A 14,354-nucleotide genomic window follows, 5' to 3' on the forward strand; every position below is an offset into this window, starting at 1 on the left:
GTTGGCCACGACACCGGGGAAGCGCTTGGTGATGCCGCGCAGCTCGACGGCCGGTGTCGCCGTCCCCGCGCTGGGGGTGCCGTCCTTGCGCAGGGGGACGGGTTCGGATGCGGTGATGGCGGTCTCCTGGTGGTCTGGAGGCGCGTCGTTGCGCTCGGAGGGCCAAGGGGGATACGGGGGGACGAGACGGGGCCCGGGGGTACGCGTTGAGCGCACCCTGCCGGGCCCCTCCCGTGAACTGTGTCGATCATCGCGCCACCGGGCAGGCGGCAGGCGCTGGTCGCGTCCGAGACGCGCGGACCTTACTGGGTCGGCGCGGTCGGGATCGTGGTGGCGCCGCTCTTGATGGCGTCGGCGGCGGCCTTCAGCTTGTCCTGGATGTCATCGATCTTGCCGCCGGTGGTGGCGAGCGAGACACCGTCGGCCTTCAGGTCGAAGAGCTTGATGCCGGTGAACGGCGAGCCCTTCTTGACCGAGTCGATGTACGCGTAGACCGCGTTGTCGACGTTCTTGACCATCGAGGTCATGATGCTGTTCTTGAACTTCGCCAGGGCCGGCTGGCTGGCCTGGTCGGAGTCGACGCCGATGGCGAGCTTGCCCGCGTTGGCGACGGCCTCGATGGCGCCGTTGCCGGAGGAGCCGGCGGCGGAGTAGACGATGTCCGCGCCCTTGTCGAGCTGGCCCTGCGCGGCCTCCTTGCCCTTGTCGGGCGAGTTGAAGCCGGAGAAGTCCGGGGGCGTGGTGAGGTACGTCGTCTCGATCTGGATGTTCGGGTCGACGGACTTGGCACCCGCCTTGTAACCGGCCTCGAACTTCTTGATCAGCTCGGACTGCACACCACCGATGAAGCCGATGTGGTGGGCCTTCGACTTGGTCGCGGCGGCGACACCGGCCAGGTACGAACCCTCCTGCTCGGCGAAGAGCAGCGAGGTGACGTTCGCCGGCTGGTCCTTGTCGTTCGAGTCGATGATCGCGAACTTGACGTTCGGGTTGTCCTTGGCGACCTTGTTGACCGCCTGCTGGTAGACGAAACCGACCGCGACGATGGTCTTGTAGCCACCGTCGATCAGGTTCTTGAGGCGGGTCTCCTTGTCGGCCTCCGCCTCACCGGTCTTGGCCTCGGCCTCCGTGACGGAGACGCCCAGGTCGGCCTTGGCCTTGTCCAGACCGCGGGCGGCGGAGTCGTTGAAGGACTGGTCGCCACGGCCGCCGATGTCGTAGGCCATACCGACCTTCAGACCGTCGGAGGAGCCGGAGGAGGCGTTGGTGTCAGTGCTCTTTGCGCCGCAAGCGGCGAGCGAGGCCATGCCCAGGGAACCCGAGAGCACAACCGCGGCGAGCTTCATTGAACGGCGCAAGGGAGTATCTCCTTCTCACACGCACCCGATTAGCGTGGTCGGACGCCACCGTAACGCGCGTAGAACACGGTTGTGTTACGGGGTGCCGGAGCATTCGGGTTGTTATCAAACCGTGGTCTGAAGGTCCTTCCGAGGCTCCGTTCCCGGCCAAACCGGGCGGCGTCCGAGACTGGTGCGGCCCAGTTTACGGAAACCGTTCCGGAACACCGGTCGCCGACGACCCGGTCACGGGCCGACCGCCTGCTCCCGGGGGCGGTCAGGTCCGGTCGTCCTCCAGGGCCAGCGCCGCGAACAGTTCCACGCCGATGCCGATCGCCCGCTCGTCCACGTCGAAGCGGCCGTGGTGCAGGTCGCGGACGGTGGGGTCGCCGGGGGCGCGGACGCCGAGCCGGGCCAGTGCGCCCGGGGCGTGCTCCAGGTACCAGGAGAAGTCCTCACCGCCGAGGCTCTGCTCGGTGCTCTCCACCACCTGGGCGCCGCCCTGCCCGAAGCGGGCGGTCATCACCGCGTCCAGCCGGGCGACCGAGACGGCCTCGTTGACCACCGGCGGCACCCCGCGGTGGTAGTCCAGCGTCCACTTGGCCCGGTAGGTCTCGGCGAGCTTGGCGATCAGCTCGTGCAGCAGGTCCGGCGCCTCGCGCCAGCCCTCCAGCTCCAGGCAGCGGACGGTGCCCTCCAACTCGGCGTGCTGCGGGATGACATTGGGCGCGGAGCCGGAGGCGATCCGGCCCCAGACCAGGCTGACGCCCCAGCGCGGGTCCATCCGGCGGGCCAGCGCGGCCGGCAGGTCGGCGGCCATCCGGGCGATCGCGGTCACCAGGTCGGTGGTCAGGTGCGGACGGGCGGTGTGCCCGCCGGGGCCGTCCAGGTGCAGCACCAGGCGGTCGCAGGCCGAGGTGATCGCTCCGGTGCGCAGGGCGATCCGGCCGACCTCCACCTTCGGGTCGCAGTGCACCGCGAAGATCCGGCCGACGCCGTCCATCCCGCCGGCCTGGATGACGTCCAGCGCTCCACCGGGCATCACCTCCTCGGCGGGCTGGAACACCAGCCGGACCGGGCGGCGCAGCTCACCGGTCCGGGCGGCCTCGGCCAGCACCAGCCCCACCCCCAGCACCACCGAGGTGTGCACGTCGTGGCCGCAGGCGTGGGCCCGGCCGGGGACGGTCGAGCGGTAGGGCACGTCGGTCTTGGCGTCGTCGATCGGCAGCGCGTCGATGTCCGCGCGGAACGCCAGGAACTCGGTCCCCGGGGCCGTGCCGGCCGGGACGATGTCCACCAGCAGACCGGTGCCGCCGGGCAGCACCCGGGGCTCGAGGCCGGCGGCCTCCAGCCGGTCGCGCAGCAGGTTGGTGGTGCGGAACTCCTGGCGGCCCAGCTCCGGGTGTCGGTGCAGATCACGGCGGAAGGCGACCAGCTCGGGCTCCAGCCCCCTGACCCGGGCCCCCAGTTCGGCGGCGGGGCGTGCGGCGGCGAGGGTGGCGCCCGGCTGGGCGGGATCAGGACGGTTCATCTCCCCAAGCCTAGGCCCGTTGGGGGGTTTTGGCCCGGCTTCCGGAAAACTAGTCCCCGGATGGGTGCATACCGGCCGAACAGGTGGGTATGACATCTCGTTTCAGCCGCCTTCCCCGGGTTGCTTGCCCTGTGCAACGACCGCCCGGCCCGGCGGTCACGCTCACCGCCCGCTCGACGGTTCACCCGCTGGTTGACGCCCGTTCAGCCGCCCGTTGGACACCCGGTCAGAAGCGCTCGACCGGAGCGTACGTGCCCCACACCCCGCGCAGCGCGTCGCAGACCTCGCCGACGGTGGCCCGGGCGGCCAGCGCCTCCTTCATCGGGTACAGCACGTTCTCCGGCCCCTCCGCGGTGCGGCGCAGCGCGTCCAGCGTCCGGGTGACGGCGGTCGAGGAGCGGCCCGCCCGCAGCCGGGCCAGCCGCTCGGCCTGCTGCCGTTCGATCGCGGGGTCCACCCGCAGCGGCTGGTACGGCTCCTCCTCGTCCAACCGGAAGCGGTTGACGCCGACCACCGTCCGCTCGCCGGAGTCGGTCTCCTGCTGGACGCGGTAGGCGGTGCGCTCGATCTCGCCCTTCTGGAAGCCCTGCTCGATGGCGGCCACCGCGCCGCCCCGCTCCTCGACCCCGGCCATCAGGGCCAGCGCGGCGGTCTCGACCCGGTCGGTCAGCGACTCGACGGCGTAGGAGCCGGCGAAGGGATCGACGGTGGCGGTCACGTCGGTCTCGTGGGCGAGCACCTGCTGGGTGCGCAGGGCCAGCCGGGCGGCCTTCTCGGTGGGCAGGGCGATCGCCTCGTCGAAGCTGTTGGTGTGCAGGGACTGGGTGCCGCCGAGCACCGCGGCGAGCGCCTGCACCGAGACCCGGACCAGGTTCACCTCGGGCTGCTGGGCGGTGAGCTGCACGCCCGCGGTCTGGGTGTGGAAGCGCAGCATCTGCGAACGCGGGTCCCGCGCGCCGAACTCCTCGCGCATGATCCGGGCCCAGATCCGGCGCGCGGCGCGGAACTTGGCCACCTCCTCCAGCAGCGTGGTGCGGGCCACGAAGAAGAAGGAGAGCCGGGGTGCGAAGTCGTCCACGGCCATGCCGGCGGCGAGCGCGGTGCGGACGTAGGCGATGCCGTTGGCCAGGGTGAAGGCGATCTCCTGCGCCGGATCGGCCCCGGCCTCGGCCATGTGGTAGCCGGAGATGGAGATGGTGTTCCAGCGCGGGATCTCGGCCCGGCAGTAGCGGAACACGTCCGCGACCAGCCGCAGCGAGGGCTGGGGCGGGAAGATGTAGGTGCCGCGGGCGATGTACTCCTTCAGCACGTCGTTCTGGACGGTGCCGGTGAGCGCGGCCGGCGCCACCCCCTGGGCCTCGCCGACCAGCTGGTAGAGCAGCAGGAGCAGGGCGGCGGGCGCGTTGATGGTCATCGAGGTGGACACCGCGTCGAGCGGGATGCCGTCGAGCAGCACGGCCATGTCCTCGACGCTGTCCACCGCCACGCCCACCTTGCCGACCTCCCCGGCGGCGAGCGGCGCGTCCGAGTCGTAGCCCATCTGGGTGGGCAGGTCGAAGGCCACCGAGAGGCCGGTGCCGCCGCCCGCGATCAGCTGCCGGTAGCGGGCGTTGGACTCGGCGGCGGTGCCGAAGCCCGCGTACTGGCGCATCGTCCACGGCCGGCCGGTGTACATCGTCGGGTAGACGCCCCGGGTGTACGGGTACTCCCCCGGGCGGCCCAGGCGGGTGTCCGGGTCCCACCCGGCCAGCGCCTCGGGGCCGTACAGCGGTTCGATCGGGAAGCCCGACTCCGACAGTCGGGCTGGTTCGGCGGAACGCGGCTCGGACGCCATGGTCCCTCCACGGGATCGGCGGGGCACAGGTCGGTCCTCGAAATCTAGAGCGTGACCGGGCGGCGGGGGCTCCGACGCGGTTGAGATGATCGGGTGAACGACCGATGAGCCCCAGGGAGTGGCAATGACCGAGCAGAAGGTGGCCGTGGTCACCGGTGCGAGCAGCGGAATCGGCGCGGCGACCGCCCGTCGGCTGGCCGCCGAGGGCTTCGACGTGGTGCTGACCGCGCGCCGGACGGAGCGGGTCGAGGAGCTCGCCAAGGAGATCGGCGACCGGGGCGGTTCAGCGCGGGCGGTCACGCTGGACGTCACCGACCGGGCCGCCGTGGACGCCTTCGCGGCCGAGGTCGGCCGGGTGGACGTCCTGGTGAACAACGCGGGCGGCGCGATCGGCGCCGAGAGCGTCGAGCACGGCGACCCGGCCGACTGGCGGGCGATGTACGAGGTGAACGTGCTGGGCGTGCTGCACATGACCCAGGCGCTGCTGCCCGCCCTGCGGGCCACCGGCGACGGCACGGTGCTGGTGCTCTCCTCGACCGCCGCGCTGGCCGCGTACGAGGGCGGCGGCGGCTACGTCGCCGCCAAGCACGCCGCGCACACCATCGCGGCCACGCTGCGGCTGGAGCTGTGCGGGGAGCCGATCCGGGTGATCGAGATCGCCCCCGGCATGGTGAGGTCCGAGGGCTTCGCCGTCACCCGCTTCCGCGGCGACGAGGAGAAGGCCGCCGCCGTGTACGCGGGCGTGGCCGAGCCGCTGACCTCGGAGGACATCGCGGACACCGTGGCGTGGACGGTCACCCGGCCCTCGCACGTGAACATCGATCTGCTGGTGGTCCGCCCCCGGGCGCAGGCCGCCAACCACAAGGTCCACCGCGGCTGACCGGACGGGCCGGCGGCCCGGACCGGGGTCAAGATCGAACACGTCGTCCCCGGGTGGTACACACGTGCGATGAAGACCTTCCGGGCCGCCCGCCCGCGCGTCCTGCTGACCGCGCTGGCGGCAGGCACCCTGCTGCTCGCCTCCGCCTGCGACCACGCCGCCGAGCCCGCCCAGGACCGGGCCGCCGACAGCGCCGCCGGCACCACAGCCGCCGGCACCGCCGGCGCCACCGGTCGGCCGGCCGGCGCGGCGTCCGGGCCGACCGGCGAGGCCGACCCGACACTGAAGCCCTTCTACGGCCAGAAGATCAGCTGGTCCACCTGCCCGGCCGACCCCAAGGCCGAGGAGGCCAAGGTCGACGTCTCCGGGATGAAGTGCGGCAAGCTGCACGTCCCGCTCGACTACACCGCCCCCGGCGCCGACGCGATCGACCTCGCGCTGATCAAGTACCCGGCCGGCAAGCCGGAGCAGCGGATCGGCTCGCTGATGGTCAACCCGGGCGGCCCCGGCGGCTCCGGCGTCGAGATGGTCGAGTACGGCGCCAAGGAGTTCGCCGGCGCCCTGCACGACCGCTTCGACGTGATCGGGTTCGACCCGCGCGGCACCGGCGACAGCTCACCCGTCCGCTGCCTGGACGACAGACAGCGGGACGCGCAGAACCAGGTGGACTCCCCGCTGGACCCGGACGCCCGCCGGGCCGCCGAGGAGAAGCAGAACGCCGAGTACATCGCCGCCTGCCAGGCCGAGTCCGGCAAGCTCCTGCCCTTCGTCGGCACCCGCAACACCGCCCGCGACCTGGACGTGCTGCGCGCGGCCGCGGGGGACGCGAAGCTCGACTACCTGGGCGTCTCGTACGGCACCTACCTGGGCTCGCTGTACGCCGAGGAGTTCCCGCAGAACACCGGCCGGCTGGTCCTGGACGGCGCCGTCGACCCGGCCGCCGACGACCTGGACTCCGCCGTCAAGCAGCGGATCGGCTTCGAGACCTCCTTCGAGCACTTCGCCGCCGACTGCGTCGAGAACCACGCCGACGAGTGCCCGCTCGGCAGGGACAGGGACCAGGCCGCCAGGAAGGCCGCCGACTTCCTGGACGGCCTGATCGACCACCCGCTGCCCACCAAGGACGGCCGCAAGGTCGGCCGCGACCTCGCCTGGAACGGCGTCACCGCGGCGCTCTACGGCGACCAGGACCAGGACTGGAAGTACCTGCGGGCGGGCCTCGGCATGGCGATGACCATGAAGCGCGGCGACGTCCTGCTCGCCTTCTCGGACAGCTACCTCGAGCGCGACGAGAACGGCCACTACTCCCCGATGGAGTCGGCCCACACCGCGATCAGCTGCGCCGACGGGTCCGCCCCGGCCCCCTCGCCGGAGCGCGCCCAGGCTGCCGTGAAGGAGCTCCAGGAGAAGGCCCCGCTGCTGACCAAGGGCGTCACCGCCGAGGACTTCACCGACGCGGCCTGCCAGGGCTGGCCGTACCAGTCCCCCGAGAAGCCGCACACCATCCGGGCCGAGGGCGCGGCGCCCATCCTGGTGATCGGCACCACCGGCGACCCGGCCACCCCGTACGCCGCGGCCCAGGCCCTGGCCAAGGGCTTCGCCAAGGCCACTCTGCTGACCCGGGTGGGCGAGGGCCACGGCGCCTTCGGCAAGGGCAACACCTGTGTGAACCGGGCGCTGGAGGCCTACCTGACCGAGGGCACGATGCCGGCCGAGGGCACCCGCTGCTCCTGAGCCCCCGGCGGTGAACCGGGGGAAGGGAGGCGGGGAGGGCGACGACCGGAAGGCTTCAACGTCACAACTTGATAGCTCGTCCGGGTGAATTCCGCTCGCGCCCTCCCCAACTGATGACGGCTCAACTACCTTTGAGGCGCAACCTGCCGGCGCCGCGCGCCCCCGCAGGCCCCCATACTTCACCCGCTGCACCGCCCCACTCCCACCGGCACCTTCCCGCCCTCACGAGGAGGACCCGCTGGCCAGCGACATCCCGCCACAGCGGCTCGACGTCACGACCGAGCCGACCCTCCTCGGCCTGCACCGATTCAACGAGGCGGATGCCGGCGCCGCCGAGGAGGCCCTGCTCGCCTGCTGCGGCAGCCACCGCTGGGCCCTGCGGCTCACCGCCCACCGGCCGTACCCCGACATAGAGTCCCTGCTGGCCGCCGCCAGTGAGGCCTCCTACGACCTGCGCCCGGCCGACCTGACCGAGGCGCTGGCGGACGAGAGCTGGATGCCGCAGCCGCTGCTCGGCATGCGGGCGCCCGGCAGCCAGGCGGCGCACACCGCGCTGCGGGCCGCGCACGCCGCGTACGAGGCCCGGTTCGGCCACGTGTTCGTGGTCTGCCTGGACGGCGTCGAGCCGGAGGAGATGCTCGACACCGTGCTCTCCTCGATCCGCACCCGGCTGGCCAACGACCCGGACGAGGAGCGGCTGATCGCGGCGGACGAACTCCGGCGGATCGCCCTGACCCGGCTGGAACACCTGGTCGCCACCCACACGGAGGCCGGGGCCCACTGAGCCCCGGCTACTCCGGGCCGGCCTGCGCGGCGCGCAGCTTGGCCACCTGCCGACGGACGACCCGCTCGTCCGGGGCGCCGGCCGGTTCGGCGGCGACCCCGAAGGTGGTGAACAGCGCGAGGGCCGGCCCGACCCGGGCGAGCACGGCGCGCTGGGCCAGCACCGCGGTACCCGATTCATTCGTAAGGGTGAATCCGATCGCCGCGTCGGCCCCCTCGGGCGTAGGCGTGTCCTCCCGGTTCAGCCGGTGCCTGATGCGGATCGGCACCTTCCTCCCCGCCTTCTCGGCCGGCGGCGCCGGGGCGGCGGAGGTGAACGCGGCGCACCGGCCGAACAGCTTCTCCAGCTCCGCCTGCAGAGCGGCCGCCCGCCCGACCGGGTAGCCGAGCAGCCCGCCGTACACCTCGGCCCCGGGGTCGGCGGACCGCGCCACGCTCAGCTCGGTCTCCGCGTACGGGGGGCCGGGCGCCGGCGAGGCCGAGGCTGTTCCGGTGCCCGTGCCCGTGCCCGCCGCGACCGCGCCCGAGTCCGCCGAAGGAACCCGGGCCGGGGCCACCGCGTCGAGCAGCGGCTGACAGGCCGCGACGTCCGCGGCCTCCCGGCCGGCGTCCGCCCCGGTGCCACCGCGACCGGGCGCCATCAGCGTCACCGTGTACTCCGGCCCGAGGTCGGTGCCGACCACCGCGGCGGCCCGCAGCTCGTCCGCGGACAGCTCCCGGCCGCCCGGGAGGCGCCCCTCGGAGGGGCCGCCGACCGTGGTGCAGCCCACGGCGAGCAGCAGCAGACCGGCCAGGGCGGCGGGCGGACGGACGGTGCGGAATGGCACGGGCGCCTCGGCGGAGTGTCAGCGGACGGGAGTTCGCCACCGTAACGCAGTCGCCTGGTCACCCAACGCCACCACGAGGCGCCCGGTTCCTGCTCGGCTAGGCCAGAAGTGCCTGATTGATCACACCTGGGGGCCCCGGAGGCGGTTACCGAGAACGCGTCGATAGGATGCTCGCGGCCGGTGGACCGACCCGGCCGGGCTGACCGACACCGAAGCCGGCCGAGCCCCCAATCGCTTCCGGAGGGTTTTTCCGTGCCGGCTGGAACGCTGTACCGCGGCCGGGAAGGTATGTGGAGCTGGGTGGCTCATCGAGTCACCGGCGTCCTCATCTTCTTCTTCCTGTTCGCCCACGTCCTGGACACCGCCCTCGTGCGAGTGTCGCCGGAGTCCTACGACACCGTCATCCAGACGTACAAGACTCCCCTCGTGAACCTGATGGAGTACGGCCTGGTGGCCGCCATCCTGTTCCACGCGCTCAACGGCCTGCGCGTCGTCGCCGTGGACTTCTGGTCGAAGGGCCCGAAGTACCAGAAGCAGATGCTCTGGACCGTGGTCGGAGTCTGGGTCGTCCTGATGGCCGGCTCGTTCTACGGGATCCTGCAGCACACGCTGATCTCCTGGTTCGGGAAGTGAGCTGAGACATGTCCACGGAAATCTCCGACGCCGTCGTCGTGCCGTCCAAGCACGCGCACACCGGCAAGGGCCTCGGCACCGGGAACCCGGCCGACGCCTTCGTCATCGAGCCGCCGCGCCAGCGGACGGCGAAGACGCCGCGTCGCACCCGCACCAACTTCGAGATGCTGGCCTGGCTCTTCATGCGCCTGTCCGGTGTCGTCCTGGTCGTGCTGATCCTCGGCCACCTGCTGATCATGCTGGTCCTCGACGGAGGCGTCTCCAAGATCGGCTTCGCCTTCGTGGCCGGCCGCTGGGCCTCGCCGTTCTGGCAGGGCTGGGACCTCCTGATGCTCTGGCTCGCCATGCTGCACGGCGCCAACGGCATGCGGCAGGTCATCAACGACTACGCCGAGAAGGACTCGACCCGGCTCTGGCTCAAGGGGCTCATGGGTACCGCCACGGTCTTCACCGTGCTGCTCGGCACCCTGGTGATCTTCACCTTCGACCCCAACATCTGAGCCGCGAGCACCATCGACCATCGGCAGAGGCCAGAGGCGAGTTAACCCCCCATGCAGATTCACCAGTACGACACCGTCATCGTCGGCGCCGGCGGCGCCGGCATGCGTGCGGCCATCGAGGCCACGCAGCGCAGCCGCACCGCCGTCCTGACCAAGCTCTACCCCACCCGGTCCCACACCGGCGCGGCCCAGGGCGGCATGTGCGCCGCCCTCGCCAACGTCGAGGAGGACAACTGGGAGTGGCACACCTTCGACACGGTCAAGGGCGGTGACTACCTGGTCGACCAGGACGCCGCCGAGATCATGTGCAAGGAGGCCATCGACGCCGTCCTCGACCTGGAGAAGATGGGTCTGCCCTTCTCCCGCACCGAGCAGGGCCGGATCGACCAGCGCCGCTTCGGCGGTCACTCCCGCAACCACGGCGAGGCCCCGGTCCGCCGCTCGTGCTACGCGGCCGACCGCACCGGCCACATGATCCTCCAGACGCTGTTCCAGAACTGCGTCAAGCACGGCGTCGAGTTCTTCAACGAGTACTACGTCCTCGACCTGCTGATCAACGAGGGCAAGACGGCCGGCGTCGTCGCCTACGAGCTGGCCACCGGCGAGATCCACGTCTTCCAGGCCAAGTCGGTCGTGTTCGCCTCCGGCGGCACCGGCAAGATGTTCAAGGTCTCCTCGAACGCCCACACCCTCACCGGTGACGGCCAGGCGGTGGCCTACCGCCGCGGCCTGCCGCTGGAGGACATGGAGTTCTTCCAGTTCCACCCGACGGGCATCTGGCGCATGGGCATCCTGCTCACCGAGGGCGCCCGCGGCGAGGGCGGCATCCTGCGCAACAAGGACGGCGAGCGCTTCATGGAGCGCTACGCCCCGGTCATGAAGGACCTCGCGTCCCGTGACGTCTGCTCCCGCGCGATCTACACCGAGATCCGCGAGGGCCGCGGCTGCGGTCCCGAAGGCGACCACGTCTACCTGGACCTGACCCACCTGCCGCCGGAGCAGCTGGACGCCAAGCTCCCGGACATCACCGAGTTCGCGCGCACCTACCTCGGCATCGAGCCCTACACGGACCCGATCCCGATCCAGCCCACCGCGCACTACGCCATGGGCGGCATCCCGACCAACGTCGAGGGTGAGGTCCTGCGCAACAACACGGACGTCGTCCCGGGTCTGTACGCGGCCGGCGAGGTCGCCTGCGTGTCCGTCCACGGCGCCAACCGCCTGGGCACCAACTCGCTGCTGGACATCAACGTGTTCGGCCGTCGCGCGGGCATCGCCGCCGCCGACTACGCCAACGCCAACGAGTTCGTGCCGCTGCCGGAGAACCCGGAAGCGCTGGTCCAGGACATGGTCGAGAAGCTGCGCGAGTCGACCGGCACCGAGTCCGTAGGGCAGATCCGCAAGGAGCTGCAGGAGACCATGGACGCCAACGCGATGGTGTACCGCACGGGCGCCACCCTGAAGCAGGCGGTCGAGGACATCGCCGCGCTGAAGGAGCGCTTCAAGAACGTCTCGATCCAGGACAAGGGCTTCCGTTACAACACGGACCTGCTGGAGGCCATCGAGCTGGGCAACCTGCTCGACCTGGCCGAGGTGCTGGCGGTCTCCGCGCTCGCCCGCGAGGAGTCCCGCGGCGGTCACTACCGCGAGGACTTCCCGACCCGTGACGACGTGAAGTTCATGCAGCACACCATGGCGTACCAGGAGGTCGCCGCCGACGGCACCACCTCCATCCGCCTCGACTACAAGCCGGTCGTCACGACCCGCTACCAGCCGATGGAGCGTAAGTACTGATGAGCACTCCGACCGTGGAGAAGCACTCGGCCGCTCTGGACGCGGCCGAGGGTGGCATCGAGCTGATCACCGTCACCTTCCGGATCCGCCGGTTCAACCCGGAGGAGCACCCGGAGCCGGTGTGGGTCGACTACCAGCTGACGATGGACCCGAAGGAGCGCGTCCTGGACGCGCTCAACAAGATCAAGTGGGAGCAGGACGGCACCCTCACCTACCGCCGTTCCTGCGCGCACGGCATCTGCGGCTCCGACGCCATGCGGATCAACGGCCGCAACCGGCTGGCGTGCAAGACCCTGATCAAGGACGTCAACCCGGAGAAGCCGATCACGATCGAGGCCATCAAGGGCCTGACGGTCCTCAAGGACCTGGTCGTGGACATGGACCCGTTCTTCCAGGCGTACAAGGACGTCATGCCGTTCCTCATCACCAAGGGGAACGACCCGACCCGCGAGCGCCTCCAGTCCGCCGAGGACCGCGAGCGCTTCGACGACACCACCAAGTGCATCCTGTGCGCCGCGTGCACGTCGTCCTGCCCGGTGTTCTGGAACGACGGCCAGTACTTCGGCCCGGCCGCCATCGTCAACGCGCACCGCTTCATCTTCGACTCGCGCGACGAGGGCGCCGAGCAGCGCCTGGAGATCCTCAACGACCGTGAGGGCGTGTGGCGCTGCCGCACCACCTTCAACTGCTCCGAGGCCTGCCCGCGCGGCATCGAGGTCACCAAGGCGATCCAGGAAGTGAAGCGGGCGCTGGTCACCCGCCGCTTCTGATCCCCGCCTGACAACCCGAAGGCCCCGCCCGATCACTCGGGCGGGGCCTTCGTCGTCCGGCCCCCGCCAGGGGGGACCGACGGCGGCACCGGGGATTTCAGTCCACGGCGGGGCTGCGGCGGGTGGCGCGCAGGCCGCGGACGCCGATGGCGCCGACGGCGATGCCGAGGGCGAATGAGGTGACGGCGAGCAGGAGGTGGACCCAGAAGAAGGCGGTGGGCTGGGAGTGGTCGCCGTTCACGAAGGCCTGGCCGCCGGAGTCCTTCCACAGGTTCTTGACGAAGGTGGTCCAGATGATGACCGACCAGACGCCGAAGGCGGTCAGGAACCAGGAGGTACGGCGGCTGAGCTTCATGGGGCGGTCCTCGGCGGGGGGTGTGAAGGCGGTGTGCCTCCCAGTATGCGCGGGCCGCCGATCGGCGTACGACGGGCCCCTCCTGGGGACGATCCGCCCGGAGTGGCGGGCGGCCGGGGCCCGCAGTGGGTACGGTCGGCTGGTGCCAAATCCCCGTCACACGTTCGTTCAGCTGTGCGCCGCGGCCACCGCGGCCCTCCCGGTCCTGCTCGCCGCCCCGGCGGCGGTCGCGACCCCGCAGGCGCCGCCCCCGTCGACCGCGGTCGGCGGCGAGCGGCTGGGCCTGCCGGGGGTCCAGGTCAACGCGCTGCCGGGCGCCCCGGCGCTGCCGACGGACCTCACCGGCCAGTCCTGGATAGTCTCCGACGCCGCGTCAGGGGAGGTGCTGGCGGCCTACAACCCGCACCTCAGGCTGCCGCCGGCCAGCACCCTGAAGATCCTCTTCGCCGACACCGTGCTGCCCAAGTTCGACCGCAACGCGGTGCACAGGGTCGCGGACGAGGAGATCCAGAACATCGGACCCGGCAGCAGCCTGGTGGGCATCAAGGAGGACCTGGACTACCGGGTCGAGGACCTGTGGCGCGGCGTGTTCCTGAGCTCCGGCAACGACGCCGTGCACGTCCTGTCGCACATGAACGGCGGCATCCAGCAGACCGTCGCCGAGATGCAGGCCCGCGCCGACGCGCTGCAGGCGAGGGACACCAAGGTGATCTCCCCGGACGGCTACGACATGGACGGCCAGGTCTCCTCGGCGTACGACCTGTCGCTGTTCGCCCGCGCCGGGCTGCGCAACGCGGACTTCCGGACGTACTGCGCGACCCGGGACGCGATGTTCCCCGGCGCCGTCGACAGGAACACCGGCCAGCGCGGCAGCTTCGGGATCGCCAACACCGACCGGCTGCTGGGCAAGTACCCCGGCCTGATCGGGGTGAAGAACGGCACCACCACCAACGCCGGCTCGACCTTCGTCGGCGCCGCCGAGCGCGACGGGCGCACGCTCCTGGTGACGGTCATGCACCCGGCCGGCTACCAGAAGGTCTACGACGAGACGGCCGAGTTGCTGGACTGGGGCTTCGCCGCGGCCGGCAAGGTCAAGCCGGTCGGCAGGCTGGTCGACGAGCGGCCGGCCCGCGGCGCCCAGCCGACCGACCGGGCCGACGCCGGGACCACCGCCCCGGCCCCGCCGCCGCACCCCTCCCCCGCCGCGGACCGGCCCGCCGCGGCGGCCCCGGCCGCGGACGGCGGGCCCGGTCGGCTGGGCGCGGGCGGCTGGGCGGCCGTGGTCGCGGCGGGGGCCCTGGTCGCGGCGGGGGCCGTGGTGGTCCTGCGGCGCCGAGCGGGCCGCGGCGGGGACTGAGCCGCGGGGGTGCGGCCCT

Annotated in this window: 13 protein-coding genes; 8 read left to right on the top strand and 5 right to left on the bottom strand. The window is 71.7% G+C overall.

Annotated elements, in window-relative coordinates:
* Positions 1–302 precede the first annotated feature (302 nt).
* From ACZ4WV_RS03395 to ACZ4WV_RS03405, 3 genes are all read right to left on the bottom strand, one after another.
* Positions 303–1,358, bottom strand: a complete 1,056-nt coding sequence (locus tag ACZ4WV_RS03395; RefSeq protein WP_465742313.1) for a BMP family lipoprotein — start codon at positions 1,356–1,358, stop codon at positions 303–305.
* 256 nt (positions 1,359–1,614) lie between these two features.
* The gene (locus tag ACZ4WV_RS03400) at positions 1,615–2,868 is read right to left on the bottom strand and encodes an amidohydrolase (RefSeq protein ID WP_465742315.1); all 1,254 of its coding nucleotides are present in this window, start codon (positions 2,866–2,868) and stop codon (positions 1,615–1,617) included.
* Positions 2,869–3,094: 226 nt separating this feature from the next.
* A complete protein-coding gene (locus tag ACZ4WV_RS03405) occupies positions 3,095–4,702 on the bottom strand; it encodes an acyl-CoA mutase large subunit family protein (RefSeq protein WP_465742317.1) in 1,608 nt (535 codons plus the stop codon).
* A 124-nt stretch (positions 4,703–4,826) separates the two neighbouring features.
* Here ACZ4WV_RS03405 and ACZ4WV_RS03410 point away from each other — a divergent pair, with 124 nt between their 5' ends.
* The 3 genes from ACZ4WV_RS03410 to ACZ4WV_RS03420 all read left to right on the top strand — a co-directional run bounded on the left by ACZ4WV_RS03410 (position 4,827) and on the right by ACZ4WV_RS03420 (position 8,100).
* Positions 4,827–5,582, top strand: a complete 756-nt coding sequence (locus ACZ4WV_RS03410) for an SDR family oxidoreductase (RefSeq protein ID WP_465742319.1) — start codon at positions 4,827–4,829, stop codon at positions 5,580–5,582.
* Positions 5,583–5,651: 69 nt separating this feature from the next.
* Positions 5,652–7,316 carry an alpha/beta hydrolase gene (locus ACZ4WV_RS03415; RefSeq protein ID WP_465742321.1) on the top strand — a complete coding sequence of 555 codons (1,665 nt, stop codon included), beginning with the start codon at positions 5,652–5,654 and terminating at the stop codon, positions 7,314–7,316.
* A 250-nt stretch (positions 7,317–7,566) separates the two neighbouring features.
* A complete protein-coding gene (locus ACZ4WV_RS03420) occupies positions 7,567–8,100 on the top strand; it encodes a 2-oxo-4-hydroxy-4-carboxy-5-ureidoimidazoline decarboxylase (RefSeq protein ID WP_465742671.1) in 534 nt (177 codons plus the stop codon).
* A 7-nt stretch (positions 8,101–8,107) separates the two neighbouring features.
* On the opposite strand, the gene ACZ4WV_RS03425 is transcribed toward ACZ4WV_RS03420, so the two are convergent.
* Positions 8,108–8,926: a hypothetical protein gene (locus ACZ4WV_RS03425; RefSeq protein ID WP_465742323.1), complete on the bottom strand. Its 819-nt coding sequence runs from the start codon at positions 8,924–8,926 to the stop codon at positions 8,108–8,110.
* 252 nt (positions 8,927–9,178) lie between these two features.
* Between ACZ4WV_RS03425 and sdhC the strand changes: the two genes are divergently transcribed.
* Genes sdhC through ACZ4WV_RS03445 form a run of 4 tightly spaced genes read left to right on the top strand, consistent with a single transcriptional unit; the run spans position 9,179 to position 12,623 of the window.
* On the top strand, positions 9,179–9,559 hold the full coding sequence (gene sdhC / locus ACZ4WV_RS03430) for a succinate dehydrogenase, cytochrome b556 subunit (RefSeq protein ID WP_033332398.1): 381 nt from the start codon (positions 9,179–9,181) through the stop codon (positions 9,557–9,559).
* An 8-nt stretch (positions 9,560–9,567) separates the two neighbouring features.
* A complete protein-coding gene (gene sdhD, locus ACZ4WV_RS03435; protein ID WP_465742325.1) occupies positions 9,568–10,059 on the top strand; it encodes a succinate dehydrogenase, hydrophobic membrane anchor protein in 492 nt (163 codons plus the stop codon).
* 51 nt (positions 10,060–10,110) lie between these two features.
* Positions 10,111–11,853, top strand: a complete 1,743-nt coding sequence (sdhA, locus tag ACZ4WV_RS03440; RefSeq protein WP_465742327.1) for a succinate dehydrogenase flavoprotein subunit — start codon at positions 10,111–10,113, stop codon at positions 11,851–11,853.
* Positions 11,853–12,623 (top strand): succinate dehydrogenase iron-sulfur subunit, encoded by a 771-nt coding sequence (locus tag ACZ4WV_RS03445; protein ID WP_465742329.1) that lies wholly within the window; start codon positions 11,853–11,855, stop codon positions 12,621–12,623. Before sdhA ends, ACZ4WV_RS03445 begins: the two co-directional genes overlap by 1 nt.
* Before the next feature lie 97 nt (positions 12,624–12,720).
* On the opposite strand, the gene ACZ4WV_RS03450 is transcribed toward ACZ4WV_RS03445, so the two are convergent.
* Positions 12,721–12,978, bottom strand: a complete 258-nt coding sequence (locus ACZ4WV_RS03450; protein WP_465742331.1) for an SCO4848 family membrane protein — start codon at positions 12,976–12,978, stop codon at positions 12,721–12,723.
* Positions 12,979–13,120: 142 nt separating this feature from the next.
* Here ACZ4WV_RS03450 and ACZ4WV_RS03455 point away from each other — a divergent pair, with 142 nt between their 5' ends.
* Complete coding sequence (locus ACZ4WV_RS03455; protein WP_465742333.1) at positions 13,121–14,335, top strand: D-alanyl-D-alanine carboxypeptidase family protein; 1,215 nt, start codon at positions 13,121–13,123, stop codon at positions 14,333–14,335.
* The last annotated feature ends 19 nt before the right edge of the window (positions 14,336–14,354 follow it).

The organism is Kitasatospora sp. NPDC029312 (assembly GCF_055569215.1).

What these genes read in the sequence shown, in the direction of transcription:
- ACZ4WV_RS03400 (WP_465742315.1), bottom strand. Translation starts at nt 2,868, where the DNA reads ATGAACCGTCCTGATCCCGCCCAGCCGGGCGCCACCCTCGCCGCCGCA.
- ACZ4WV_RS03405 (WP_465742317.1), bottom strand. Translation starts at nt 4,702, where the DNA reads ATGGCGTCCGAGCCGCGTTCCGCCGAACCAGCCCGACTGTCGGAGTCG.
- ACZ4WV_RS03410 (WP_465742319.1), top strand. Translation starts at nt 4,827, where the DNA reads ATGACCGAGCAGAAGGTGGCCGTGGTCACCGGTGCGAGCAGCGGAATC.
- ACZ4WV_RS03415 (WP_465742321.1), top strand. Translation starts at nt 5,652, where the DNA reads ATGAAGACCTTCCGGGCCGCCCGCCCGCGCGTCCTGCTGACCGCGCTG.
- sdhD (WP_465742325.1), top strand. Translation starts at nt 9,568, where the DNA reads ATGTCCACGGAAATCTCCGACGCCGTCGTCGTGCCGTCCAAGCACGCG.
- sdhA (WP_465742327.1), top strand. Translation starts at nt 10,111, where the DNA reads ATGCAGATTCACCAGTACGACACCGTCATCGTCGGCGCCGGCGGCGCC.
- ACZ4WV_RS03445 (WP_465742329.1), top strand. Translation starts at nt 11,853, where the DNA reads ATGAGCACTCCGACCGTGGAGAAGCACTCGGCCGCTCTGGACGCGGCC.
- ACZ4WV_RS03450 (WP_465742331.1), bottom strand. Translation starts at nt 12,978, where the DNA reads ATGAAGCTCAGCCGCCGTACCTCCTGGTTCCTGACCGCCTTCGGCGTC.